This window comes from Pseudomonas sp. ATCC 43928, from assembly GCF_005938665.2.
Lineage (GTDB): Bacteria > Pseudomonadota > Gammaproteobacteria > Pseudomonadales > Pseudomonadaceae > Aquipseudomonas.
Window position 1 is genome coordinate 172,570 of the sequence record NZ_CP041753.1, and the last position, 18,123, is coordinate 190,692.

Sequence of the window (18,123 nt, forward strand, 5' to 3'; positions counted from 1 at the left end):
ACCTGCCAGTGATTTACTGTGGGGGCGAGCCTGCTCGCTCCCACAAGGTTCTGTGTTTCAGATTGATCTTATGAAAGGCGCGAAAGCATGGGCTCGGGTTTCTTTTCTTCCTGGACATTCTGGGCCCTGATGTCGGCGGCGTTTGCCGCCATGACCGCGATTTTCGCCAAAATCGGCATCGAAAACGTTAACTCGGACTTCGCCACGCTGCTGCGCACGGTGGTGGTTTTGGTCAGCCTGGCCTTGATTTTGTACGCCACGGGCCAATATCAGTCATTAGGATCGATCTCGGCCAGGAGCTACCTGTTCCTGCTGCTGTCGGGACTGGCCACCGGTGCCTCGTGGATCTGCTACTTCCGCGCGCTGAAACTGGGGCCGGCCTCGTTGGTCGCTCCGGTGGACAAGCTCAGCGTGGTGCTGGTGGCGGTGCTCGGCGTAATCCTGCTGGGCGAAAAACTCGACCTGCGCCAATGGGGCGGAATCGGCCTGATTACGGCCGGTGTCGTCATGCTGGCGCTGCGGCGCTAGGCATCCTTCCTACAGAAGCTGTCCACTCGTCCTACAGACTAACGCTAACAGGCCTTATTGCGCTGACTGAAGCTGAACACAACCTGTCAGGCAAAAGCCCGAAACACTCTGCCGCTAGCCAGTAACACTTCAGCTGTGCAACATGGCGCGCGTGCCATCCACAAATGGGAATTCCCTTTATGAAACGTTTTCTTAGCATCGCCATGGCGTTGTGCATCGGCCTGACGATGAGCCTGGACGCCAACGCCAAGCGCTTTGGTGGCGGCAAGAGTGTCGGCGCTGCGCCGACTCACCAGACCAGCCAAATGGCTCCTTCTTCTCCTGGCGTGGGCGGTGCAGCCGCCACTGCCGCCACTGCCGGCGCGGCCGGTGCCGCTGGCGCTGCCGCCAAGGCCGGCGGTGCTTCGCGTTGGCTCGGCCCTCTGGCCGGTATCGCGGCCGGTGGCCTGCTGGCTTCCATGTTCATGGGCGGCGGCTTCCAGGGCATGCAGTTCTTCGACATCCTGATCATGGCGGTCATCGCCTTCCTGGTCTTCCGCTTCATTGCCGCTCGTCGTCGCAAGCAGCAGGAGCACCTGGCTCCGGCCGGCGCGCCGATGCAACGTGAAGTGTTCGAGCAGAAGCCAGCCATGGGTTCGATCTTCGGCGGTTCGGCCGCACCTGTTGCCCGTCCGGTGATCAATGCTCCGGCCTGGTTCAACGAACAGCGCTTCGTTGAAGCCGCACGCAACCATTTCCAGTCCCTGCAACAGCACTGGGACGCCAACGAAATGGACAAGATCGCCGAGTTCGTGACCCCGCAACTGCTGGAGTTCCTCAAGCGCGAACGTGCCGACCTGGGCGACGGCTTCCAGTCGACCTACATCGACAACCTCCAGGTACAACTGGACGGCGTTGATGACCGTGCGGACAAGACTATCGCCACCCTGACCTTCAGCGGCGTGTCGAAAACCTCGCGTTTCGACCAGGGCGAAGTGTTCAGCGAAAGCTGGAACATGGAGCGTCCCCAGGGCGAAAACCAGCCTTGGCTGGTCGCAGGTATCCGCCAGAACGGCTGATAACTCCGCGTTTCGCATGCTGTAATGAAAACCCCGGCTCTGCCGGGGTTTTCTATTTCACGGTTGCATCTATAGCGAGCTACTGTATAAACCGCCCAAACTAAACCGCGCCATCAAGCAAGAGGATCCCGGACGTGGAAGAAATCATCGAACAACTGCGTGAAGCCAACGAACCGGTACCGGTCCCCTTGGAGTTGCCCGACGAAGATCTGCTGGTAGAAATCGAAGAGCAACTGTTCATCGACATTCCCTTCGTATTCAGAGAATTCCTGCTGACCGTCAGCGATGTAGTCTACGGCAGCCTGGAGCCGGTGACCGTCACCGACCCGCAATCCCACACCTACCTGCCGGACGTTGCCGCCAACGCCTGGGACGCTGGTGTTGATCGCAGCCTGATCCCGATCTGCCAGGACGGTGACAACTACTACTGCGTCGAAGAAGACGGCACCGTGGTGTTGTGGCTGGCCGAAGAAGAGTTACTCGCCGAAGAAACCTGGGAATCGGTCTGGCACTGGGCACGGGACGTCTGGCTGGAAAGCTGATGTACCCCTGCACGATTTTTTGTAGCAGCTGGCGCAGCCTGCGTTCGGCTGCGAAGCAGTCGTAAACCCTGACACTCGGTTAACCTGAATCACCTCGTAGCCTGATTGGCGACTGCTGCGCAGTCGAACGCAGCCTTCGGCAGCTGCTACAGGGACTCGTCACGCTCAATGCTCGGACGAATCCTTGTGGTTATCCAGGGTTTCCAGCAAGGCCACCTGCATCCGCGTATGCACGCGGATGAACCAGCGCCAGAGCAGCGCCGCTATCGCAGCCGCGACCACGACAATCAGCACCAGCAACTTGTTGGTCGGCAGAATACTGGCCGACAAGGCCGCCAGCAGCAGGAAAATCACCAGCAGCGAGAGGATCGGGATCACTTCGGCGATCACCCGACGCACTCGCTGCGTGTGGCGGCCGGCCATCTCCGACTTCACCCCCATTTCTGCCAGCAGCATCGACAGCGCCTTGAGCTTGCGATAGGCGGCGATCAGGAACGGCAGCGACAACAGCAACGCCCCACCCCAGATCAACGCTTTCTGCCAGCTCGGGTCGCTGATCCAGTCTTGCAGGTAAACGGACATGCGCTCGGCGAAGAAGGCGCCCGATAAAAAGATCGCAACCACCAGCGCCAGATTGACCCCCACCTGCAACAGAATCCGCCGAATCATCGACGCCAACAGCGCGCCCTCGCCCTGAGGCTGGATGCTGCGCAGCCATTCGCCATACATCCCCAGCACACGAGCCAGGCGCTGCGGCATCACGGCAGCAAGCTTGATCGACAGCGGATCGGCCGCGCGGATCAGATAGGGCGTCAACAACGTGGTGATCACCGAGACGGCCACAGCCACCGGATAGAGAAAGCTGCTGGTGACCTGCAGCGTCATGCCCAGCGCGGCGATGATGAAAGAGAATTCGCCAATCTGTGAAAGCCCCATCCCCACGCGCAGTGAGGTGCGTCCGTCATTGCCGGCGATAAACGCGCCGAGGCCGCAGGACAGCATCTTGCCCAGCACTACCGCCACAGTGATCACCGCAATCGGCCAAGCGTATTGCAGCAGGATCATCGGGTCGAGCATCAGGCCGATGGCGACGAAGAAGATGGCACTGAACAGGTCGCGAACCGGCTCGATCAACTGCTCGATCTTCAGCAGCTGGCGCGATTCGGCCATGATCGCGCCGATCAGGAATGCGCCGAGAACCATGCTGTATTCAAGCTTGACCACCAGCAGGCAGAAGCCGAAACACAGGCCCAGCACGGTAATCAGCAACATCTCGTTGCTCTCGAATTTCGCCACATAGGCCAGTAGTCGCGGCACCAGCAGAATACCGATGACCAGTGCGACAATCATGAACAGGGAAAGCTTGCCGACGGTGGAAAAGACTTCGCCGGAACTGACCGTGCCGCTGACGGCGATGCTCGACAGCAAGGCGATGATGCCGATACCGAGGATGTCCTCGACGATCAGTACGCCGAAGATCAACTGCGCAAAACGCTCGTTCTTCATCTTCAGGTCGTTGAGCGCCTTGACGATGATGGTGGTCGAGGAAATCGCCAGGATCGCGCCGAGGAACAGCGAATCCATGGTATTCCAGTCGAACCAGCGGCCGATTTCGTAGCCGATCCAGATCATCAGGACGATTTCCAGGAAAGCCGCGATAAACGCCGTGGCGCCGACCTTGAACAGCTTGCGCAGGCTGAACTCCAGCCCCAGGCAGAACATCAGGAAAATCACCCCGAGCTCGGCGAGGGTCTTGATGGTTTCTTCGTCGTGGATCAGGCCGAAGGGCGGCGTGTGCGGGCCGATAATGAAACCGGCGACGATGTAGCCGAGCACCACCGGTTGTTTGAGACGATGAAAGAGCACGGTCACCACACCCGCGATCAACATGATCACTGCCAGATCCTGAATGAAACTGATGGCATGCATGGTGTGTGGCTCCTTCGGGGGTGGGCTTTTGAAGGGTAACACCACGACTTCCGGCGCAAAGACGGTGCAATATATGGAAACAGATCGCTTCGGGCGTGACGGCGCCTCCCCGCCCGGCGTCCCGATAACTGTTGGTTTGAAAAACACCGACAAGCACCCACAGAGGTGCCCCCCCCAAACCCTGCCTTGAACCCGTGAGTACGTTATGGAACCCGGAAACGCCCAGCTGTCGATGACGGTATTGATGACCCCCGACATGGCCAACTTCTCTGGCAATGTCCACGGCGGCACCCTGCTCAAATACCTCGATGAAGTGGCCTACGCTTGCGCCAGCCGGTATGCCGGCCGTTACGTAGTGACCTTGTCGGTGGATCAGGTGATCTTCCGCGAGCCGATTCATGTCGGTGAGCTGGTGACCTTTCTGGCCTCGGTCAACTACACCGGTAATACCTCGATGGAAGTGGGCATCAAGGTCGTGACCGAGAACATTCGCGAGCGCTCGGTGCGCCACACCAACAGCTGCTTCTTCACCATGGTCGCGGTGGATGACCAGCGTAAACCGGCCTCCGTCCCGCCACTGCAACCGCAGAACAGCGAAGACAAGCGTCGGTACATGCAGGCCCAGCAGCGTCGGCAGATTCGTCAGGAACTGGAAAAGCGCTATCAGGAAATCAAGGGCGACGCTTAAAGCAAAAGATCGCAGCCTGGGCAGCGCCCACAGACGCGCAGGAGCTGCCGAAGGCTGCGATCTTTTCTACCGCCACACCATTACAAACTGATCGCTACCGCCTCGAACCGCACCCGGGGATGGGCGATCCGGTCCTGCGCCCGCACCAGTTCCAGTTCATAGCTGGCACACGCCTGGGTTTCCAGCAGCACTTCATGCACCGCCGCCGCGGTGAATTCGAAGGCGCTCAGCAGACTGTCACCCAGCAGCACACGCGCCAGGAACAGCCCGGAAGTCAGATCGCCAACGCCCACCGGCTGACGCGGGAACGCCAGCAACGGCCGACGCAAGTGCCAGCTGCCTTCAGCGGTCACCAGCAACATCTCGAAGCCATCCGCCAGTTTGCCGGGATAGTCCAGATGCTTGACCAACACCGCCTTCGGACCGCGCGCCAGCAGCGCCCGCGCCATGGCCAGGCAATCGAACAGTGACTGCGCCTTGCGCCCCGAGAAGCTGTTCAGCTCCAGCTGATTCGGGCACATGAAGTCGGCTATCGCCGCCGCCTCTTCCAACAGGAAATCGCTGACTTCGGCTGGAACGCTGCAGCCCTTCTCCGGATGGCCCATCACCGGATCGCAGAGGTACAAGGCTTTGGGATTGATCGATTTGATTCGCTCCACTCCCGCCAGAATCGCCCGCCCCTGGGCCGCGCTGCCGAGGTAGCCGGACAACACGGCGTCGCAGTTGCCCAGTTCGCCAATCGCCGCGATGCCCTCCACCAACTCCGGAATCTGATGCGGGGCCAGCACTTCCCCGGCCCACTGGCCATATTGCGTGTGGTTGGAGAACTGCACGGTATTGAGTGGCCAGACGTTCACCCCGACCCGCTGCATCGGGAAAACCGCGGCGCTGTTGCCAGCGTGGCCGAACACCACATGGGACTGGATGGCGAGCAGATGGGGCGTACGTTTCATGCGGTGAGTTTTCCATAAACCGATTGAAATTCGAGCCGCGCAGTATGCGACTAAACGCAGCCTGTACGACAGACCAGAGACGCAGTTAAGCTGACACTATCTTGTTGGAGCACCCTGTTGATGCTGACCCTAGGAAATATCTTCGTGCTGATGCTGCTCGCCACCGGTGGCGCATGGCTGTGGCACAACCACGGCTTGCGCGAACGCGCACTGGAGCGGGTTCAGCAGCATTGCGCCAAGCTGCGGATCGAGCTGCTGGACGGCAACGTAGCCTTGAAGAAGATCGCTTTCATTAAAGACGCCAACGGCCGTCGGCGCCTGGCCCGTGTGTATAACTTCGAATTTACCGTGACCGGCGAAACCCGCCACAACGGCACCATCACTCAGTTCGGCGCCCATAGCGCACAGATCGAGCTCGCGCCCTACCCAATGCCATTCGACGACACACCGCCGGTGGTCGAAGTCGCAAAACCCAGCGCCGAGGTGATTGAATTGAGCCAGTGGCGGCAAGAACACACCAAGTGGCGTCCCTGAAGATCAAAAGATCGCAGCCTGCGATTTTTTGATCTTCAAACCGACCGGCAATCGGCCAGATCTCTTTGCAGTGACTCAACATCCTGCACTTCACTGAAAATCAGCTCGATGCGCGAATCCCGTCGCCATTCGCTGGGTTGCCAATCCAGTAACGAGTTATTCAGCGCGTTGGCCGACACCCAACCTTCGACGCTGTGGATAACCAGCTTCGCCCGCAGCCATTCAAGGCTCTCAAGCCACTTTCCGACAAGCACGGCATCGAATGTCTGACTCGGATGCCAGCGCCAGCCGACGCTCCAGCCACCCTCTTGCGCCTGACTCAAGCAAATCGGCTGCGCAGGGTCAGTCCAGATGGCCGGCATCTGTGCCAGCCCCTTGGGCACGATGAAGTTATCCACACCCGCGACAGCCTGAGCCTTGAGGCCCGGTAACTCGCTCAGCGGCAAGACAGCTTGCTGCGTCCAGTACAAAGGACGCGACGGCAACTGTGCGACAACTCGCTGGCGATCACTGTCGTCGAGGCTTTCTGCCTTGTTCAGCAACAGCAACCCGGCACTGTCCAAGGCTTGCAGTTGCGCCGCTGGCAGCGGTTTTCCAGCCGCGAGCGCCTGGGCGTCCAGCACCAGCACGCAAGGCTGCACCGCCAGGACGCCTTGCCACGGCGCCTCGCTCAATTGCCTGAGCAACTGCGCCGGATGCCCCAGCCCGGAGGGCTCGATGAACAGTCGATCCGGTCGTGCCTTGCGCAGCAGCCGCCCGAGGCCGACCTGAAACGGCGCACCATTGACGCAACACAAACACCCCCCGGCCACTTCCCCCAGTGCGATACCATCGACGTCCTGGGTCAGCAGCGCAGCATCCAGCCCGATCTGGCCGAACTCGTTGATCAGCACCGCCCAGCGCTCACCGGCCGGCCGCTGCGCCAGCAGGTGCTTGATCAGGCTGGTCTTGCCGGCACCCAGCGGGCCGGCGATAACGTGGGTGGGAATGTTCTGCAACATGGTCGAAGTTTTCTGAGGAGGTAAAGGATGCGGTTGATGGGATGGTCGTTGCTTCTGGCACTCACGTCGGGTGAAGCGCTGGCCCAGGCCTGCGTGGTACATAGTACGGCTGAGCGGCTGGACGTGAAGGTCTGCCAGCAGAACCGCAACATCCCGGAAAAACTGTTCGCCGACGGCTTCTGCCAGCCGAATCTGGCCGGGCAGAAAGTCGAGGTGCAGTACGTCGACCAATGCCCCGCCGGCGCGTTCGGGGTATGCAGCAATGCTCAAGTCGCCAATATGCCTTACCGGCAGGATATTCACTATTACGGCGTGGCCACCGATGCGGCGTATCTGAAGCCGTTTTGCGAAGCCCAGAGCCAGGGAACCTGGCTCAAACCTTGAGCTGTCAGCCCAGCCAGTCGAGGGTCAGGATCAAACGACGCTCGCCCGGCGCCGGCTGCGGCGAACGGTGAACCAGACCGAAACCTTCGTTGCCGTGCCACTTCTCTCCTTTAAGCAGCGCCACTTCGCCGCTGGAGATACGCTGGATCAGCGAATCATCCTGGGGTTCGGCGTCAGGCTCGCCTAATCGGCGGCGATCCATCGCCCCTTCTTTCAGCCACTGGCTGCCGACCCCTGCGTAGGTAGTGATCAACCGCACCGGCACATGATCGACGTGGAAACGCGGGCACATGGCTTTGTCCAGAACCCGCAGGCGCAGGCCGATGCGTTGGGCGCCCAACAGGCAGGCGAACGCGCTGACCAGCCAGGAAACGTCGGCGATAAAGCCTTCGTAACCTTCAAGATCGCTGAAGCCTGAGGCTAAACCGTGGAGATTGGGTTCAGTGTCTTCACTGGCCATTTCAAGAGAAAGCGACTCGGCCAGCGGCTGGTTCAGGGACAACAGCAAGCGACCGAAATCGGCTATATGCGCCGGCAGTTGGCGTTGCCAGAGGGCGAGGTTCACACCGTCGTCCAGAATCCCGGTCAGCACCTTTGGCGTTTCACCTTGAACCTGAGCAATGAGCGGTCGCCGCTTCAGACTGGGCGCCAGCATCAGGCAGCCGCCTCTTCGTGCCAGAGACCGAACGGATCGGGCAACAGCCGCCAACCCTCGACGCCCAGGGCCATTTCATCATCCGTCAGCAGGCAGTTATCAAGTTCGGCGGTGAGTTGTGCAAAGTCGATGTTCTGGCCGATAAACACCAGTTCCTGCCGGCAATCGCCGGTGGCGGCCGTCCAGTTTTCCATGATCCCGGCGGTACTTTCTTCATCCTGCGGCCACTGGCTTTTCGGCACGAAACGCCACCAGCGCCCGGCAAACCCGTGTCGCATCAAGCCACCGGCCTGGGACCAGCTACCGGCATCCATGTGTTTGCTGGCCAGCCAGAAAAAGCCCTTGGAACGCAGCAGTTTGCCGTTCACCCACGGGCGATCGATGAAGCTGAAAAAACGCTGCGGATGAAACGGTCGCCGCGCCCGATAAGCCGTGGAGGCAATACCGTACTCCTCGGTTTCCGGCACGTGTTCACCGCGCAATTCCTGTAACCATCCTGGTGCCTGAGCGGCCTTCTCGAAGTCGAAACGCCCAGTGTTGAGGATCTTCTTGAGTGGCACCTCGCCCATGACCATCGGAATGATCTCGGCCTGGGCATTGAGCCGTTCGAGGATCGCGATCAGCTCCTGGCGTTCGCGGCTGCTGATCAAATCGATCTTGCTGATCAGGATCACGTCGGCGAATTCGATCTGCTCGATCAACAGGTCAGTGATCGAGCGCTCGTCCTCCTCGCCCAGGGTTTCACCACGGGAAGCGAGGCTTTCGGCGGCTTGGTAGTCGAGCAGGAAGTTCATGCCGTCGACCACGGTGACCATGGTGTCGAGCCGCGCAATGTCGGCCAGGCTCTGCCCTTCTTCATCGCGAAAGGTGAAGGTTTCCGCCACGGGCAGCGGCTCGGAAATGCCGGTGGACTCGATCAGCAGATAATCGAAACGACCGTCCCTGGCGAGTTTGCTGACTTCTTCGAGCAGGTCTTCGCGCAACGTACAGCAAATGCAACCGTTGCTCATTTCCACGAGTTTTTCTTCGGCACGGTTCAGGCTGACATCGCGTTGAACTTCACTGCCATCGATGTTGATTTCGCTCATGTCGTTGACGATCACCGCGACCCGCAGATTATCGCGATTACGTAGTACGTAATTCAGCAGTGTACTTTTTCCGGCGCCGAGAAAGCCCGACAGGACGGTCACGGGGAGACGATTGGGCATCAGGTATTCCTCACAGGGATGCCCGGTCGCAATGTCGGGCTTAATTTATGTTATAGTATAACAACACAAACAAGCCACTCCCCCTCTTGCCCACAACGACAAAGGGCACGATGCTTTAACCCGTCCGCCCCTTGAGAAATGCCATGGGAAACGCTCTGAGATTCTCGCTGTTGAGCCTTTCGCTGCTGATCGCGGTCGATGCCTGGGGACAGATCCCAAGCCTGGCCAAATGCACCCGTAGCGCCAATCTGCTGGCCTGCGTGGATGCCGACGGCAATGCCTACAGCGTTAACACCGTCGGTAGCACGATCTACTTGCGCGGCTTTGAAGTGGCCGGCAAACGCCATTGGGCGCAAACCAACAGCCGCTACGGGCAACTGACGTTCTTTACCGGCCTCGCATCCGATGGCGAAGCCTGGGTCGGTTACAACCGCCGGGTTGGCTGGACAACCATCAATCGGTTCTCCAGTTCCGGGGGCAGCAGCGCGAAGTTCACCTGTAGCCGGATGACCGGTTGCTAGGCCTGTGCCTTTTTCTGCTCCTGCTGCCAGGCGATATAGCTGTTCATTGGGGGATTCTTCTGGAAGTAACGCTGCAAGCCTTCGAATAAACCATCCGCCACGGCCTGCTGATGCCGCGCCGTCACCAGTCGCTGGCTGTCGCGGGCGTTCGAGATGAAGCCGGTTTCCACCAGAATCGACGGCACATCCGGCGACTTCAACACCGCAAATCCCGCCTGCTCCACACGCTTCTGATGCAGCGTGGTAATGCCCGCCAGGCTGCCGAGCACCGTATTGCCCAACTGCAAACTGGCGGCGATGGTGGCGTTCATCGACATGTCGAGAATCACCCCGGCGAGCATCGGATCCTTGTCCTTGAGATTGAGCAGGCTGGTGGCGCCCAACAGGTCCGCGCCGTTCTCCCGTTGCGCCATGAAGCGCGCCGTGGCCGAGGTCGCGCCGCCTTCGGACAGGCAGTACACCGACGCACCTGAAGCGGTGAGGCGCGGCGCGGCGTCCGCATGGACCGAGATGAACATGTCGGCCTTGTGCTTGCGGGCGATCTCCACGCGCTTGCGCAGCGGGACGAAGAAGTCATCGTTACGCACCAGTTTCACGTCGAAGCCCTTTTCACGCTTCAGCCTCTTGGCCAACAGCTGGGCGATCGATAGCACCACGTCTTTCTCCCGCTCACCTTTGGCGCCGACCGCGCCCGGGTCTTTGCCGCCGTGACCAGGGTCGACCACCACAATGACGTCGCGCTTGGGGTGAGCCTTGTCGATGATGGGCTCACGTTTTTCCGACGGCGCCGCCGCGATCTGTAGCGGAGCAATGGCCTTCAGATCGAGCACCAATCGGTGCCCCTGCCCATCCTGTGGTGGCAACAGGAAGCTGTTGAGCTGCACCGGACCGCTGAGGTCGAGGACGATCCGCGTATCGCCCTGACCGAAATGCCCGGAACGGATCGCGCGAATCACCGAGTTGTCGAGCGCCAGCTGACTGAAGTCGCCACTGAAGTTGGCGCCACTCAGATCGATGATCAGCCGCTCCGGAGCACTCAGGGAAAAAGTTTTGTACTGCACCGGCCCGCTCAGATCGAACACCAGTCGCAGCTTGTCGTCCGAACGCCACAGTCGTGCATTGCGAATTTGCGTGGCCGACACACCAAAAGGTAACGCAAAGGCCGCGCCGGCCAGAATCAGGTTGAGCAAGTGACGTCTGTGCATGATGAAAGCTCGTTCACGAAAAAGGCATCGTCGATTTGATTGTTATAATATAACATGCCAAATCAACTCCCACGATGGACCTGCTCATGAATGCGCTGACTCTGCCGGATATCGCCGCGCAGGCCTCACGCCAAGCCCTGCCACTCGATTGGGTGGGCATGTGCGGCATTGCTCTTCCTGTTTTATTCGATGGCCAGCGACTGAGTGCAAAAGCCGACGCTGGCGTTAGCCTCGACGATGGAGAGGCGCGTGGCATCCATATGTCGCGGCTGTACCTGGCGCTGGAAATGCTTGAGCAGGAAAACCTTTCACCCGCGTTGTTGCGGCGAGTCTTGCTGAGTTTTCTCGAGACTCATGAAGGACTTTCCCACAACGCTTACCTAAAAATTCACACCGAACTTCTGCTCAAAAGACCCGCGCTCGTCAGTCCGTTGTCCGGCTGGAAAACCTATCCGGTGAGCATCGAAGCGAGTCTGAAAAACGCGATGTTCCACGTGGAACTAAAAATCGACGTGCCTTATTCCTCAACCTGTCCATGCTCAGCAGCCCTTTCGAGGCAGCTGATTCAGCAGCAATTCGTTGATGACTTCGCCAATCAACCATTGCAACACGCAGACGTTCTGGCTTGGCTCGGTTCCACGAAAGGCATTATCGCGACGCCGCATAGCCAACGCAGCAATGCACAATTGCAGCTGCGTCTGGATGACTATCTGGATGACCTGCCGCTAATCGCCGCGATCAACGACGCGGAAGCCGCTCTCGGCACTGCTGTGCAAACCGCCGTGAAACGCGCCGACGAACAAGCTTTCGCCCTCGCCAACGGTCAGAACCTGATGTTCTGCGAAGATGCCGCGCGACGCTTGAACCTGGCATTGAAACGCTCCCCGGGCATCAACGCCTTTCACGTGCGAGTCGTCCACGCCGAAAGCCTTCACGCCCACGATGCCGTCGCCGAAAGCCGCTGGAACTGGGAGGCCGCATGATCCGATGCCAAGCCTTGCGCTGGGGCGCACCCGGTCAGCCGCTCACTCCAGCGGTTGATTTCGAACTGCCCAAGGGGAGTCTGACCGCCGTCATCGGCGCCAACGGGTCGGGCAAAAGCAGCCTGCTGAAAGTCATCGCCGGCCTGCAAAAGCCACTGGCCGGCAACGTCGTCATTGATGTTCCACGAAAGGGCGGCCTTTCGTTCCTGCCTCAGCAACAACACTTGGACCGGCAGTTCCCCATCAGCCTGCAAGAGTTGGTGGCCGCAGGTTTCTGGGGCAGCAAGCAAACTCCGGAAATTCGCAGCCAGCGACTCAAGGCTGCGTTGGAAGACTGGTGCCTGACCGGTCTGGAGCATCGCCCGTTGATGGCCCTCTCCGGAGGCGAATTGCAACGTGCCCTACTCGCCCGACTGAGCCTTGCCGAAGCGCCCTTGCTGCTGCTCGACGAACCCCACGCCGCGCTCGACGAACTCGGCCAGGCGCTGCTCTGGAAACACCTCCACGCCTGGCATGCAGACGGTCGAACCCTGGTCGTGGTGTGTCATGACTTGGCCGCCGTGCGCCAACAGATTCCACAAGCGCTACTGATCAAAAGCAGCGGCTGCGTCCTCGGTCCCAGTACCGAGCTGATTCGCCAACAACCTCAGACGCAGGTGGCTTGATGATCGCCGCTGCTCACCTTTGGCAACCGTTTCACGAATTCGTATTCATGCGTCGGGCACTGCTGGGTGGCCTTGTTCTGGCCTGCAGCACGGCGCCGCTTGGGGTGTTTCTGATTCTGCGGCGAATGAGTCTGATCGGCGATGCAGTGGCTCACGGCATCTTGCCCGGCGCCGCATTGGGCTTCTGGTACGCAGGCTTGAGCCTGCCCGCGCTGACCATTGGCGGCCTCGGTGCCGGCCTGAGCATGGCCGGACTGGCCGCCTGGATTACCCGCCGCACCGGCTTGCGGGAGGACGCGAGCCTGGCCGCGATTTACCCGATATCGCTGGCCAGCGGCGTGCTGATCCTCGGTATCGCCGGCAAGCGGCTGGACCTGTTGCACCTGTTATTCGGTTCGGCGCTGGCGGTCGATGGCCCGACCTTGACCGGCATGCTCTGGGTCTCGGGCTTCAGCCTGCTCGCCATGGCCCTGATCTACAAACCACTGTTGCTGGACACCCTCGACCCGCTCTTTCTGCAAACCGTCAGCCGTCTCGGGCCGCTGGCTCACGGGGTATTTCTGACGTTGGTGGTGCTGAACCTGGTGATCGGTTTCCAGGCTATCGGCGCGCTGATGGTGGTCGGTTTGATGATGCTGCCGGCCGCTGCTTCTCGCTTCTGGAGTCGTCGCTTGCCGGTGCTGATCATCATCGCCGCGTTGCTCGGCAGCCTCTCGGTCTGGCTCGGATTGTTGCTGTCGTTCTACTACTCGCTGCCCAGCGGCCCGGCAATCGTGCTGGTGGCTGGCGGTTGGTATCTGCTGTCCGTGGTGTTCGGTCCGGTACACGGTTTACTGCGCCGCCCGCCTTTGCTCACATCCCAATGAGGTGTAACCCGATGCGCGCTTTACTCGTGCTGTTCAGTCTGATGCTGTCGATGTCGCTGTCTGCCGCGGAAAAACTCCAGGTGGTCACCAGCTTCAGCATCCTCGCCGACATGACCCATCAGGTTGGCGGCGACCATATTCAGATCACCAACATGGTCGGTCCGGACGCCGATGCCCACACCTATGAACCGACGCCGGACGATGCAAAGGCATTGCTCAACACCAGACTGATCATCAAGAACGGGCTGGGTTTCGAGCCATGGCTGGACCGCCTGGTGACCAGCACCGAGACCAAAGCCCCGGTCATCAGCGCCAGCCACGGTGTCATCCCACGCTCTCTGGACGAAGACGGCGAAACCATCCCGGACCCGCACGCCTGGCACAACCTGGCGAACACCGAGTTGTACATCAGCAACATCACCAAAGCGCTGATCGCCGCCGACCCTGCAAACAAAGCCGACTACGAACACAACAGCCAGGCCTATCTGAAAAAGATCTACGCCTTGCTCGCCGAGGCTAAAGCCAAGCTCGGTTCGCTGCCGCCGGGTAATCGCAAAATCGTCACCTCCCATGATGCCTTCGGCTATCTCGGTCAGGCTTACGGCATCAACTTCATGGCGCCGCAAGGTCTGTCCACAGAACGCGAACCTTCGGCCGCCGAAGTCGCTGCGCTGATCACACAGATCCGTCAGGCCAAGGTCAAAGCGGTGTTCATGGAAAACATCAAGGACACGCGTCTGCTCAAGCAAATCGCTGATGAAAGCGGCGCGCATATCGGTGGCACGTTGTACTCCGATGCCCTCGCTGCAACCGGCCCGGCCAGCACCTTCACCGGGCTGTTCGAATACAACCTCAACACCTTGTACGAGGCATTGAGCAAGCCATGATCCGCAAGAATCCTTCAGGTGATCTGCCGTTGATTGCGGAGTCAGCGTACGTGGATAAAACCGCAATCATCTGCGGCAAAGTGGTGATCGGCGAGAACGTCTTCGTCGGCCCCTACGCGGTGATTCGCGCCGATGAAGTGGACGACTCGGGCGAGATGGAAGCAATCACCATCGGCGCCAATTCGAACATCCAGGACGGCGTGGTGATCCACTCCAAGTCCGGCGCGGCGGTGACCATCGGCGAGTTCAGCTCCATCGCCCACCGCTCCATCGTCCACGGACCCTGCAGGGTCGGTAATCGAGTGTTCATCGGTTTCAACAGCGTGCTGTTCAACTGCGCGGTGGGCGACGGCTGCGTGGTGCGGCACAACTCGGTAGTCGATGGTCGTGACTTGCCTGACGCCTTCTACGTGCCCTCCACCACACGCATCGGCCCCAACACCGACCTGTCGCAGTTCCCACCCGTCAGCGTCAGCGCCTCGGAGTTTTCCGAAGACGTAGCGCGCACCAACGTCGATTTGGTGCGCGGCTACAAAGCCCTGCAGAACGAGTTCTGACCATGAGCAGCGTGCTGATTCGCAACGCCCGGTTGGTGAACGAAGGTAGGGATTTCGACGGTGATCTGCTGGTAAGCCACGGTCGCATCGTCAAGATCGCCAGCAGCATCGAAGGCGAAAAAGCCGCCGTGGAAATCGACGCAAACGGCCAATGGCTGCTGCCAGGCATGATCGATGACCAGGTGCATTTCCGTGATCCAGGAGCACCGGACAAGGGCAGCTTCCATACCGAGTCCCGAGCGGCGGTGGCCGGCGGCATCACCAGCTTCATGGACATGCCCAACACCTCGCCGGCCACCCTGACCCTCGCCGCGCTGGCAGACAAGAAGCGTCGAGCGGCAACTCACTCAGTGGCCAATTACGGTTTTCATTTCGGCGTGAGCAACGACAATCTCGACACCGTCGCCGCGCTCAATCCTTGCGAAGTGGCCGGGGTCAAAGTGTTCATGGGCGCCTCCACGGGCAATATGCTGGTGGACGATCCGCGAATTCTTGAGCGGTTGTTCGCCGAGGTGCCGACCCTTTTGTTGGCCCACTGCGAACACACACCCAGCATTGAAGCCAACGCGACGAACCTGCGAGAGCTGTTCGGCGAGCACCTTCCGCCCGCCGCTCACCCGCTTATCCGCAATGCCGAAGCGTGCTTTCGATCCTCCTCAATGGCCGTCGATCTAGCCAGACGTCACGGCACCCGTCTGCACGTTTTGCACCTGACCACCGCCCGTGAGCTCGCACTGTTCGAAGACAAGCCGCTGGCACAGAAACGCATCACTGCCGAGGCTTGCCTGCATCACTTGCTGTTCGACGACCGCGACTACCCGAGCCTCGGCAACCTGATCAAATGCAACCCGGCGATCAAGACCCAGGCCGACCGCGATGCCTTGCGCAAAGCGCTGTTGAGTAATCGGCTGGACGTGATCGGCAGCGATCACGCACCTCACACCTGGGCCGAAAAACAGCGCCCCTACAACCAGGCGCCGTCCGGTTTGCCGTTGGTGCAACACGCCCTGCCCGCACTGTTGGAACTGGTGGCTGATGAGATCCTGCCGATCACCACCCTTGTGGCCAAAACCAGTCACCGGGTCGCCGATCTGTTTGCCATCCCCGACCGCGGCTACCTGCGCGAAGGGTATTGGGCCGACCTGGTGTTGATCAAACACGAGCCCGATGGCGTGGCCGTTTCCCGGCAACCCATCCTTTCGCAATGTGGCTGGACGCCCTTCGCCCGGCATCGCTTTCGCCACAGCGTCAGCACCACGGTCGTGTCGGGACAAATTGCGTGGCACGACAAACGTCTTAATGATAACTGTCAGGGCTTACCGCTACGGTTTATGCGCTGACGCACGTTATCGAAAACATTCGAGAACACCGATCATGATCCACATCACCCTGCCTGATGGTTCATTGCGTGAGTACGACCAACCGCTGTCCGTGTTTGAGGTTGCCGCGAGTATCAGCCTCGGCCTGGCTAATGCAGCGCTCGCGGGTCGGGTGGACGGCGTGCTGGTGGACTGCGGATTTCTGATCAAGTGCGATGCGCGGGTCAGCATCGTCACGTCCCAGGAACCCGACGGTCTGGAGATCCTCCGGCGTTCCTGTGCGCTGATGCTGGCCATGGCCGTAAAACAGCTGCATCCGAATACGCAGTTGCGGGCCGGATCGGCGCTGGGTGACGGCTTCTTTTATGAGTTTGCTTTCCAGCGATCGTTAACCCTGGCCGCTCTGCCAGTGATCGAAGCGCGTATGCGCGAATTGGCGGCGACCAACCATTCGATCCGCCGGCAGGAGCAAACGCCAACCGAAAGGCTATCGCTGTATCGTCTGGGGGACTTCGAGGGTTTCGCGGCAGGCCCGCATGTTCCCACCACCAAAGTGTTGCAGGCCTTTGCACTGGACCACATCAGCGGCACGTTGCAGCAACGAATCTATGGCACGTGTTGGTCCAGCCAACAGGAACTGGACACCTGGCGAGCGCCACCCCAGGTCGTGGTTGTGAATATCGATGAGCGTCAGAGCGATTATGCGCACTCGGTGACCGAAGCGCTGCGCCGGCGCGGACTGCGCGCCAACTCGGATCTGCGTCACGAGAACATCAGCCGCAAGATTCGCCAGCACAGCCAGAAAGTGCCATACCTGTTGGTGGTCGGAGAGAAGGAAAAGGACGGTGGGTTTGTCAGCATGCGCAGTGGCAGCGGGGAGGATTTCGGGGAGAAAGGGATTGAGGCGGTGTGTGATTTGTTGAACCCGCCCAAGACTGCTGGTGCCTGAGCGGACACCTTCGCGGGCGAGCCCGCTCCCACAGGGATCACATATGACCTGGTGGGAACGAGCCTACCCGCAAAGCTTTTAGGCCCTTGGCTTCACTGTGCCGCAATCCTGACCCAACCACACAGCGCGAGTATCGAGGCTACCCTTCTGCTGAATGCCGGTGGCGTTGAAGGTGCCGTTGACCTTGGTGGTGAACTCACGGTCACTCATAAAAGTGGCCACTCCGCTGCCCTGCGCTTTCGGACAGCTGAAACGGAATTTCCACTGGTTACCGGTACGCTCGGTAATTTCCTGCTTGCAGCCCGATTGCGGGTCCGTCAGCGGAATGTTGTCGCTCTTCACCTGCTCAGGTGTCAGGCACGCCCGAATCCCTTTGCCGCCCATGGTGATACCTTGTTTCTCCAGCATCGCCCGCTGTTGGGGGGTCATCTGGTTTTGTAGCTGGCCGAGGATCAATTGCAGATCGGGCATGTTCTGGTCATCGACCTTCATGTTGCTTGAGGTCAACTCCCACAAGCCCGGTTGCAGCATCTGTGCCTGAGCGGCCACAGGAAGTGCCAAACCAAACGCCATGGCCAAACCCAGCAGACGAACGTTCATCGAGTAACTCCTGATCATTAGTGGCCGTTAGACGTCGGCCACGGGCTTCGGTTCATGGGCCAATTAAATAGCGACATTCTGCCCGGAACAT

The 18,123-nt window shown here is 60.0% G+C and carries 21 protein-coding genes; 14 read left to right on the top strand and 7 right to left on the bottom strand.

All coding sequences use genetic code 11. From position 1 onward, the window contains the following. The first annotated feature begins 87 nt into the window (after positions 1-87). From FFH90_RS00755 to FFH90_RS00765, 3 genes are all read left to right on the top strand, one after another. Positions 88-528, top strand: a complete 441-nt coding sequence (locus FFH90_RS00755; RefSeq protein WP_007934436.1) for an EamA family transporter — start codon at positions 88-90, stop codon at positions 526-528. A 179-nt stretch (positions 529-707) separates the two neighbouring features. After that, positions 708-1,586 carry a Tim44 domain-containing protein gene (locus FFH90_RS00760; protein ID WP_138866543.1) on the top strand — a complete coding sequence of 293 codons (879 nt, stop codon included), beginning with the start codon at positions 708-710 and terminating at the stop codon, positions 1,584-1,586. A 134-nt stretch (positions 1,587-1,720) separates the two neighbouring features. Beyond that, positions 1,721-2,128 carry an SMI1/KNR4 family protein gene (locus FFH90_RS00765; protein WP_007934432.1) on the top strand — a complete coding sequence of 136 codons (408 nt, stop codon included), beginning with the start codon at positions 1,721-1,723 and terminating at the stop codon, positions 2,126-2,128. Between the two features lie 165 nt (positions 2,129-2,293). On the opposite strand, the gene FFH90_RS00770 is transcribed toward FFH90_RS00765, so the two are convergent. Continuing rightward, complete coding sequence (locus tag FFH90_RS00770) at positions 2,294-4,057, bottom strand: cation:proton antiporter (RefSeq protein ID WP_018927366.1); 1,764 nt, start codon at positions 4,055-4,057, stop codon at positions 2,294-2,296. Between the two features lie 205 nt (positions 4,058-4,262). Between FFH90_RS00770 and FFH90_RS00775 the strand changes: the two genes are divergently transcribed. Continuing rightward, positions 4,263-4,745 carry an acyl-CoA thioesterase gene (locus tag FFH90_RS00775; protein WP_007934430.1) on the top strand — a complete coding sequence of 161 codons (483 nt, stop codon included), beginning with the start codon at positions 4,263-4,265 and terminating at the stop codon, positions 4,743-4,745. 80 nt (positions 4,746-4,825) lie between these two features. Here the strand turns inward: FFH90_RS00775 and pdxY are convergent, their stop codons facing one another. Continuing rightward, positions 4,826-5,698: a pyridoxal kinase PdxY gene (pdxY, locus tag FFH90_RS00780; RefSeq protein WP_138866544.1), complete on the bottom strand. Its 873-nt coding sequence runs from the start codon at positions 5,696-5,698 to the stop codon at positions 4,826-4,828. Positions 5,699-5,818: 120 nt separating this feature from the next. Here pdxY and FFH90_RS00785 point away from each other — a divergent pair, with 120 nt between their 5' ends. After that, complete coding sequence (locus tag FFH90_RS00785) at positions 5,819-6,232, top strand: DUF3301 domain-containing protein (RefSeq protein WP_138866545.1); 414 nt, start codon at positions 5,819-5,821, stop codon at positions 6,230-6,232. Positions 6,233-6,267: 35 nt separating this feature from the next. On the opposite strand, the gene FFH90_RS00790 is transcribed toward FFH90_RS00785, so the two are convergent. Then, positions 6,268-7,233: a GTP-binding protein gene (locus tag FFH90_RS00790; protein ID WP_064621162.1), complete on the bottom strand. Its 966-nt coding sequence runs from the start codon at positions 7,231-7,233 to the stop codon at positions 6,268-6,270. Positions 7,234-7,260: 27 nt separating this feature from the next. On the opposite strand from FFH90_RS00790, the gene FFH90_RS00795 reads away from it, so the two are divergent. Next, entirely contained in the window at positions 7,261-7,617 is a 357-nt protein-coding gene (locus FFH90_RS00795) for an NADH:ubiquinone oxidoreductase (RefSeq protein ID WP_138866546.1), read from the top strand. A 4-nt stretch (positions 7,618-7,621) separates the two neighbouring features. Here the strand turns inward: FFH90_RS00795 and FFH90_RS00800 are convergent, their stop codons facing one another. Together FFH90_RS00800 and zigA are read right to left on the bottom strand one after the other, a co-directional pair. Continuing rightward, positions 7,622-8,272 carry a DUF1826 domain-containing protein gene (locus FFH90_RS00800; RefSeq protein ID WP_138866547.1) on the bottom strand — a complete coding sequence of 217 codons (651 nt, stop codon included), beginning with the start codon at positions 8,270-8,272 and terminating at the stop codon, positions 7,622-7,624. Next, positions 8,272-9,480 carry a zinc metallochaperone GTPase ZigA gene (gene zigA, locus FFH90_RS00805; protein ID WP_086945227.1) on the bottom strand — a complete coding sequence of 403 codons (1,209 nt, stop codon included), beginning with the start codon at positions 9,478-9,480 and terminating at the stop codon, positions 8,272-8,274. The genes FFH90_RS00800 and zigA overlap by 1 nt, the downstream gene beginning before the upstream one ends. A 143-nt stretch (positions 9,481-9,623) precedes the next feature. Here zigA and FFH90_RS00810 point away from each other — a divergent pair, with 143 nt between their 5' ends. Further along, complete coding sequence (locus FFH90_RS00810; RefSeq protein WP_064621165.1) at positions 9,624-10,001, top strand: hypothetical protein; 378 nt, start codon at positions 9,624-9,626, stop codon at positions 9,999-10,001. On the opposite strand, the gene FFH90_RS00815 is transcribed toward FFH90_RS00810, so the two are convergent. Beyond that, complete coding sequence (locus FFH90_RS00815; protein ID WP_138866548.1) at positions 9,998-11,206, bottom strand: N-acetylmuramoyl-L-alanine amidase; 1,209 nt, start codon at positions 11,204-11,206, stop codon at positions 9,998-10,000. The genes FFH90_RS00810 and FFH90_RS00815 overlap by 4 nt on opposite strands. Positions 11,207-11,292: 86 nt before the next feature. Here FFH90_RS00815 and folE2 point away from each other — a divergent pair, with 86 nt between their 5' ends. Genes folE2 through FFH90_RS00850 form a run of 7 tightly spaced genes read left to right on the top strand, consistent with a single transcriptional unit; the run spans position 11,293 to position 17,432 of the window. Then, on the top strand, positions 11,293-12,189 hold the full coding sequence (gene folE2 / locus FFH90_RS00820) for a GTP cyclohydrolase FolE2 (protein ID WP_111453096.1): 897 nt from the start codon (positions 11,293-11,295) through the stop codon (positions 12,187-12,189). Beyond that, a complete protein-coding gene (locus tag FFH90_RS00825; protein WP_111453097.1) occupies positions 12,186-12,854 on the top strand; it encodes a metal ABC transporter ATP-binding protein in 669 nt (222 codons plus the stop codon). Before folE2 ends, FFH90_RS00825 begins: the two co-directional genes overlap by 4 nt. Beyond that, the gene (locus FFH90_RS00830) at positions 12,854-13,720 is read left to right on the top strand and encodes a metal ABC transporter permease (protein ID WP_138866549.1); all 867 of its coding nucleotides are present in this window, start codon (positions 12,854-12,856) and stop codon (positions 13,718-13,720) included. The genes FFH90_RS00825 and FFH90_RS00830 overlap by 1 nt, the downstream gene beginning before the upstream one ends. Before the next feature lie 11 nt (positions 13,721-13,731). Beyond that, on the top strand, positions 13,732-14,607 hold the full coding sequence (locus tag FFH90_RS00835) for a metal ABC transporter substrate-binding protein (RefSeq protein WP_096479338.1): 876 nt from the start codon (positions 13,732-13,734) through the stop codon (positions 14,605-14,607). Continuing rightward, positions 14,604-15,164, top strand: coding sequence for a DapH/DapD/GlmU-related protein (locus FFH90_RS00840; protein ID WP_018927353.1), 561 nt, complete (start codon positions 14,604-14,606; stop codon positions 15,162-15,164). The genes FFH90_RS00835 and FFH90_RS00840 overlap by 4 nt, the downstream gene beginning before the upstream one ends. Positions 15,165-15,166: 2 nt before the next feature. Continuing rightward, complete coding sequence (locus FFH90_RS00845; RefSeq protein WP_138866550.1) at positions 15,167-16,504, top strand: dihydroorotase; 1,338 nt, start codon at positions 15,167-15,169, stop codon at positions 16,502-16,504. A gap of 34 nt (positions 16,505-16,538) precedes the next feature. Further along, positions 16,539-17,432 (top strand): His/Gly/Thr/Pro-type tRNA ligase C-terminal domain-containing protein, encoded by an 894-nt coding sequence (locus tag FFH90_RS00850; RefSeq protein ID WP_138866551.1) that lies wholly within the window; start codon positions 16,539-16,541, stop codon positions 17,430-17,432. Between the two features lie 78 nt (positions 17,433-17,510). Here the strand turns inward: FFH90_RS00850 and FFH90_RS00855 are convergent, their stop codons facing one another. Continuing rightward, positions 17,511-18,032: a DUF3617 domain-containing protein gene (locus FFH90_RS00855; protein WP_019580360.1), complete on the bottom strand. Its 522-nt coding sequence runs from the start codon at positions 18,030-18,032 to the stop codon at positions 17,511-17,513. Positions 18,033-18,123 lie beyond the last annotated feature (91 nt).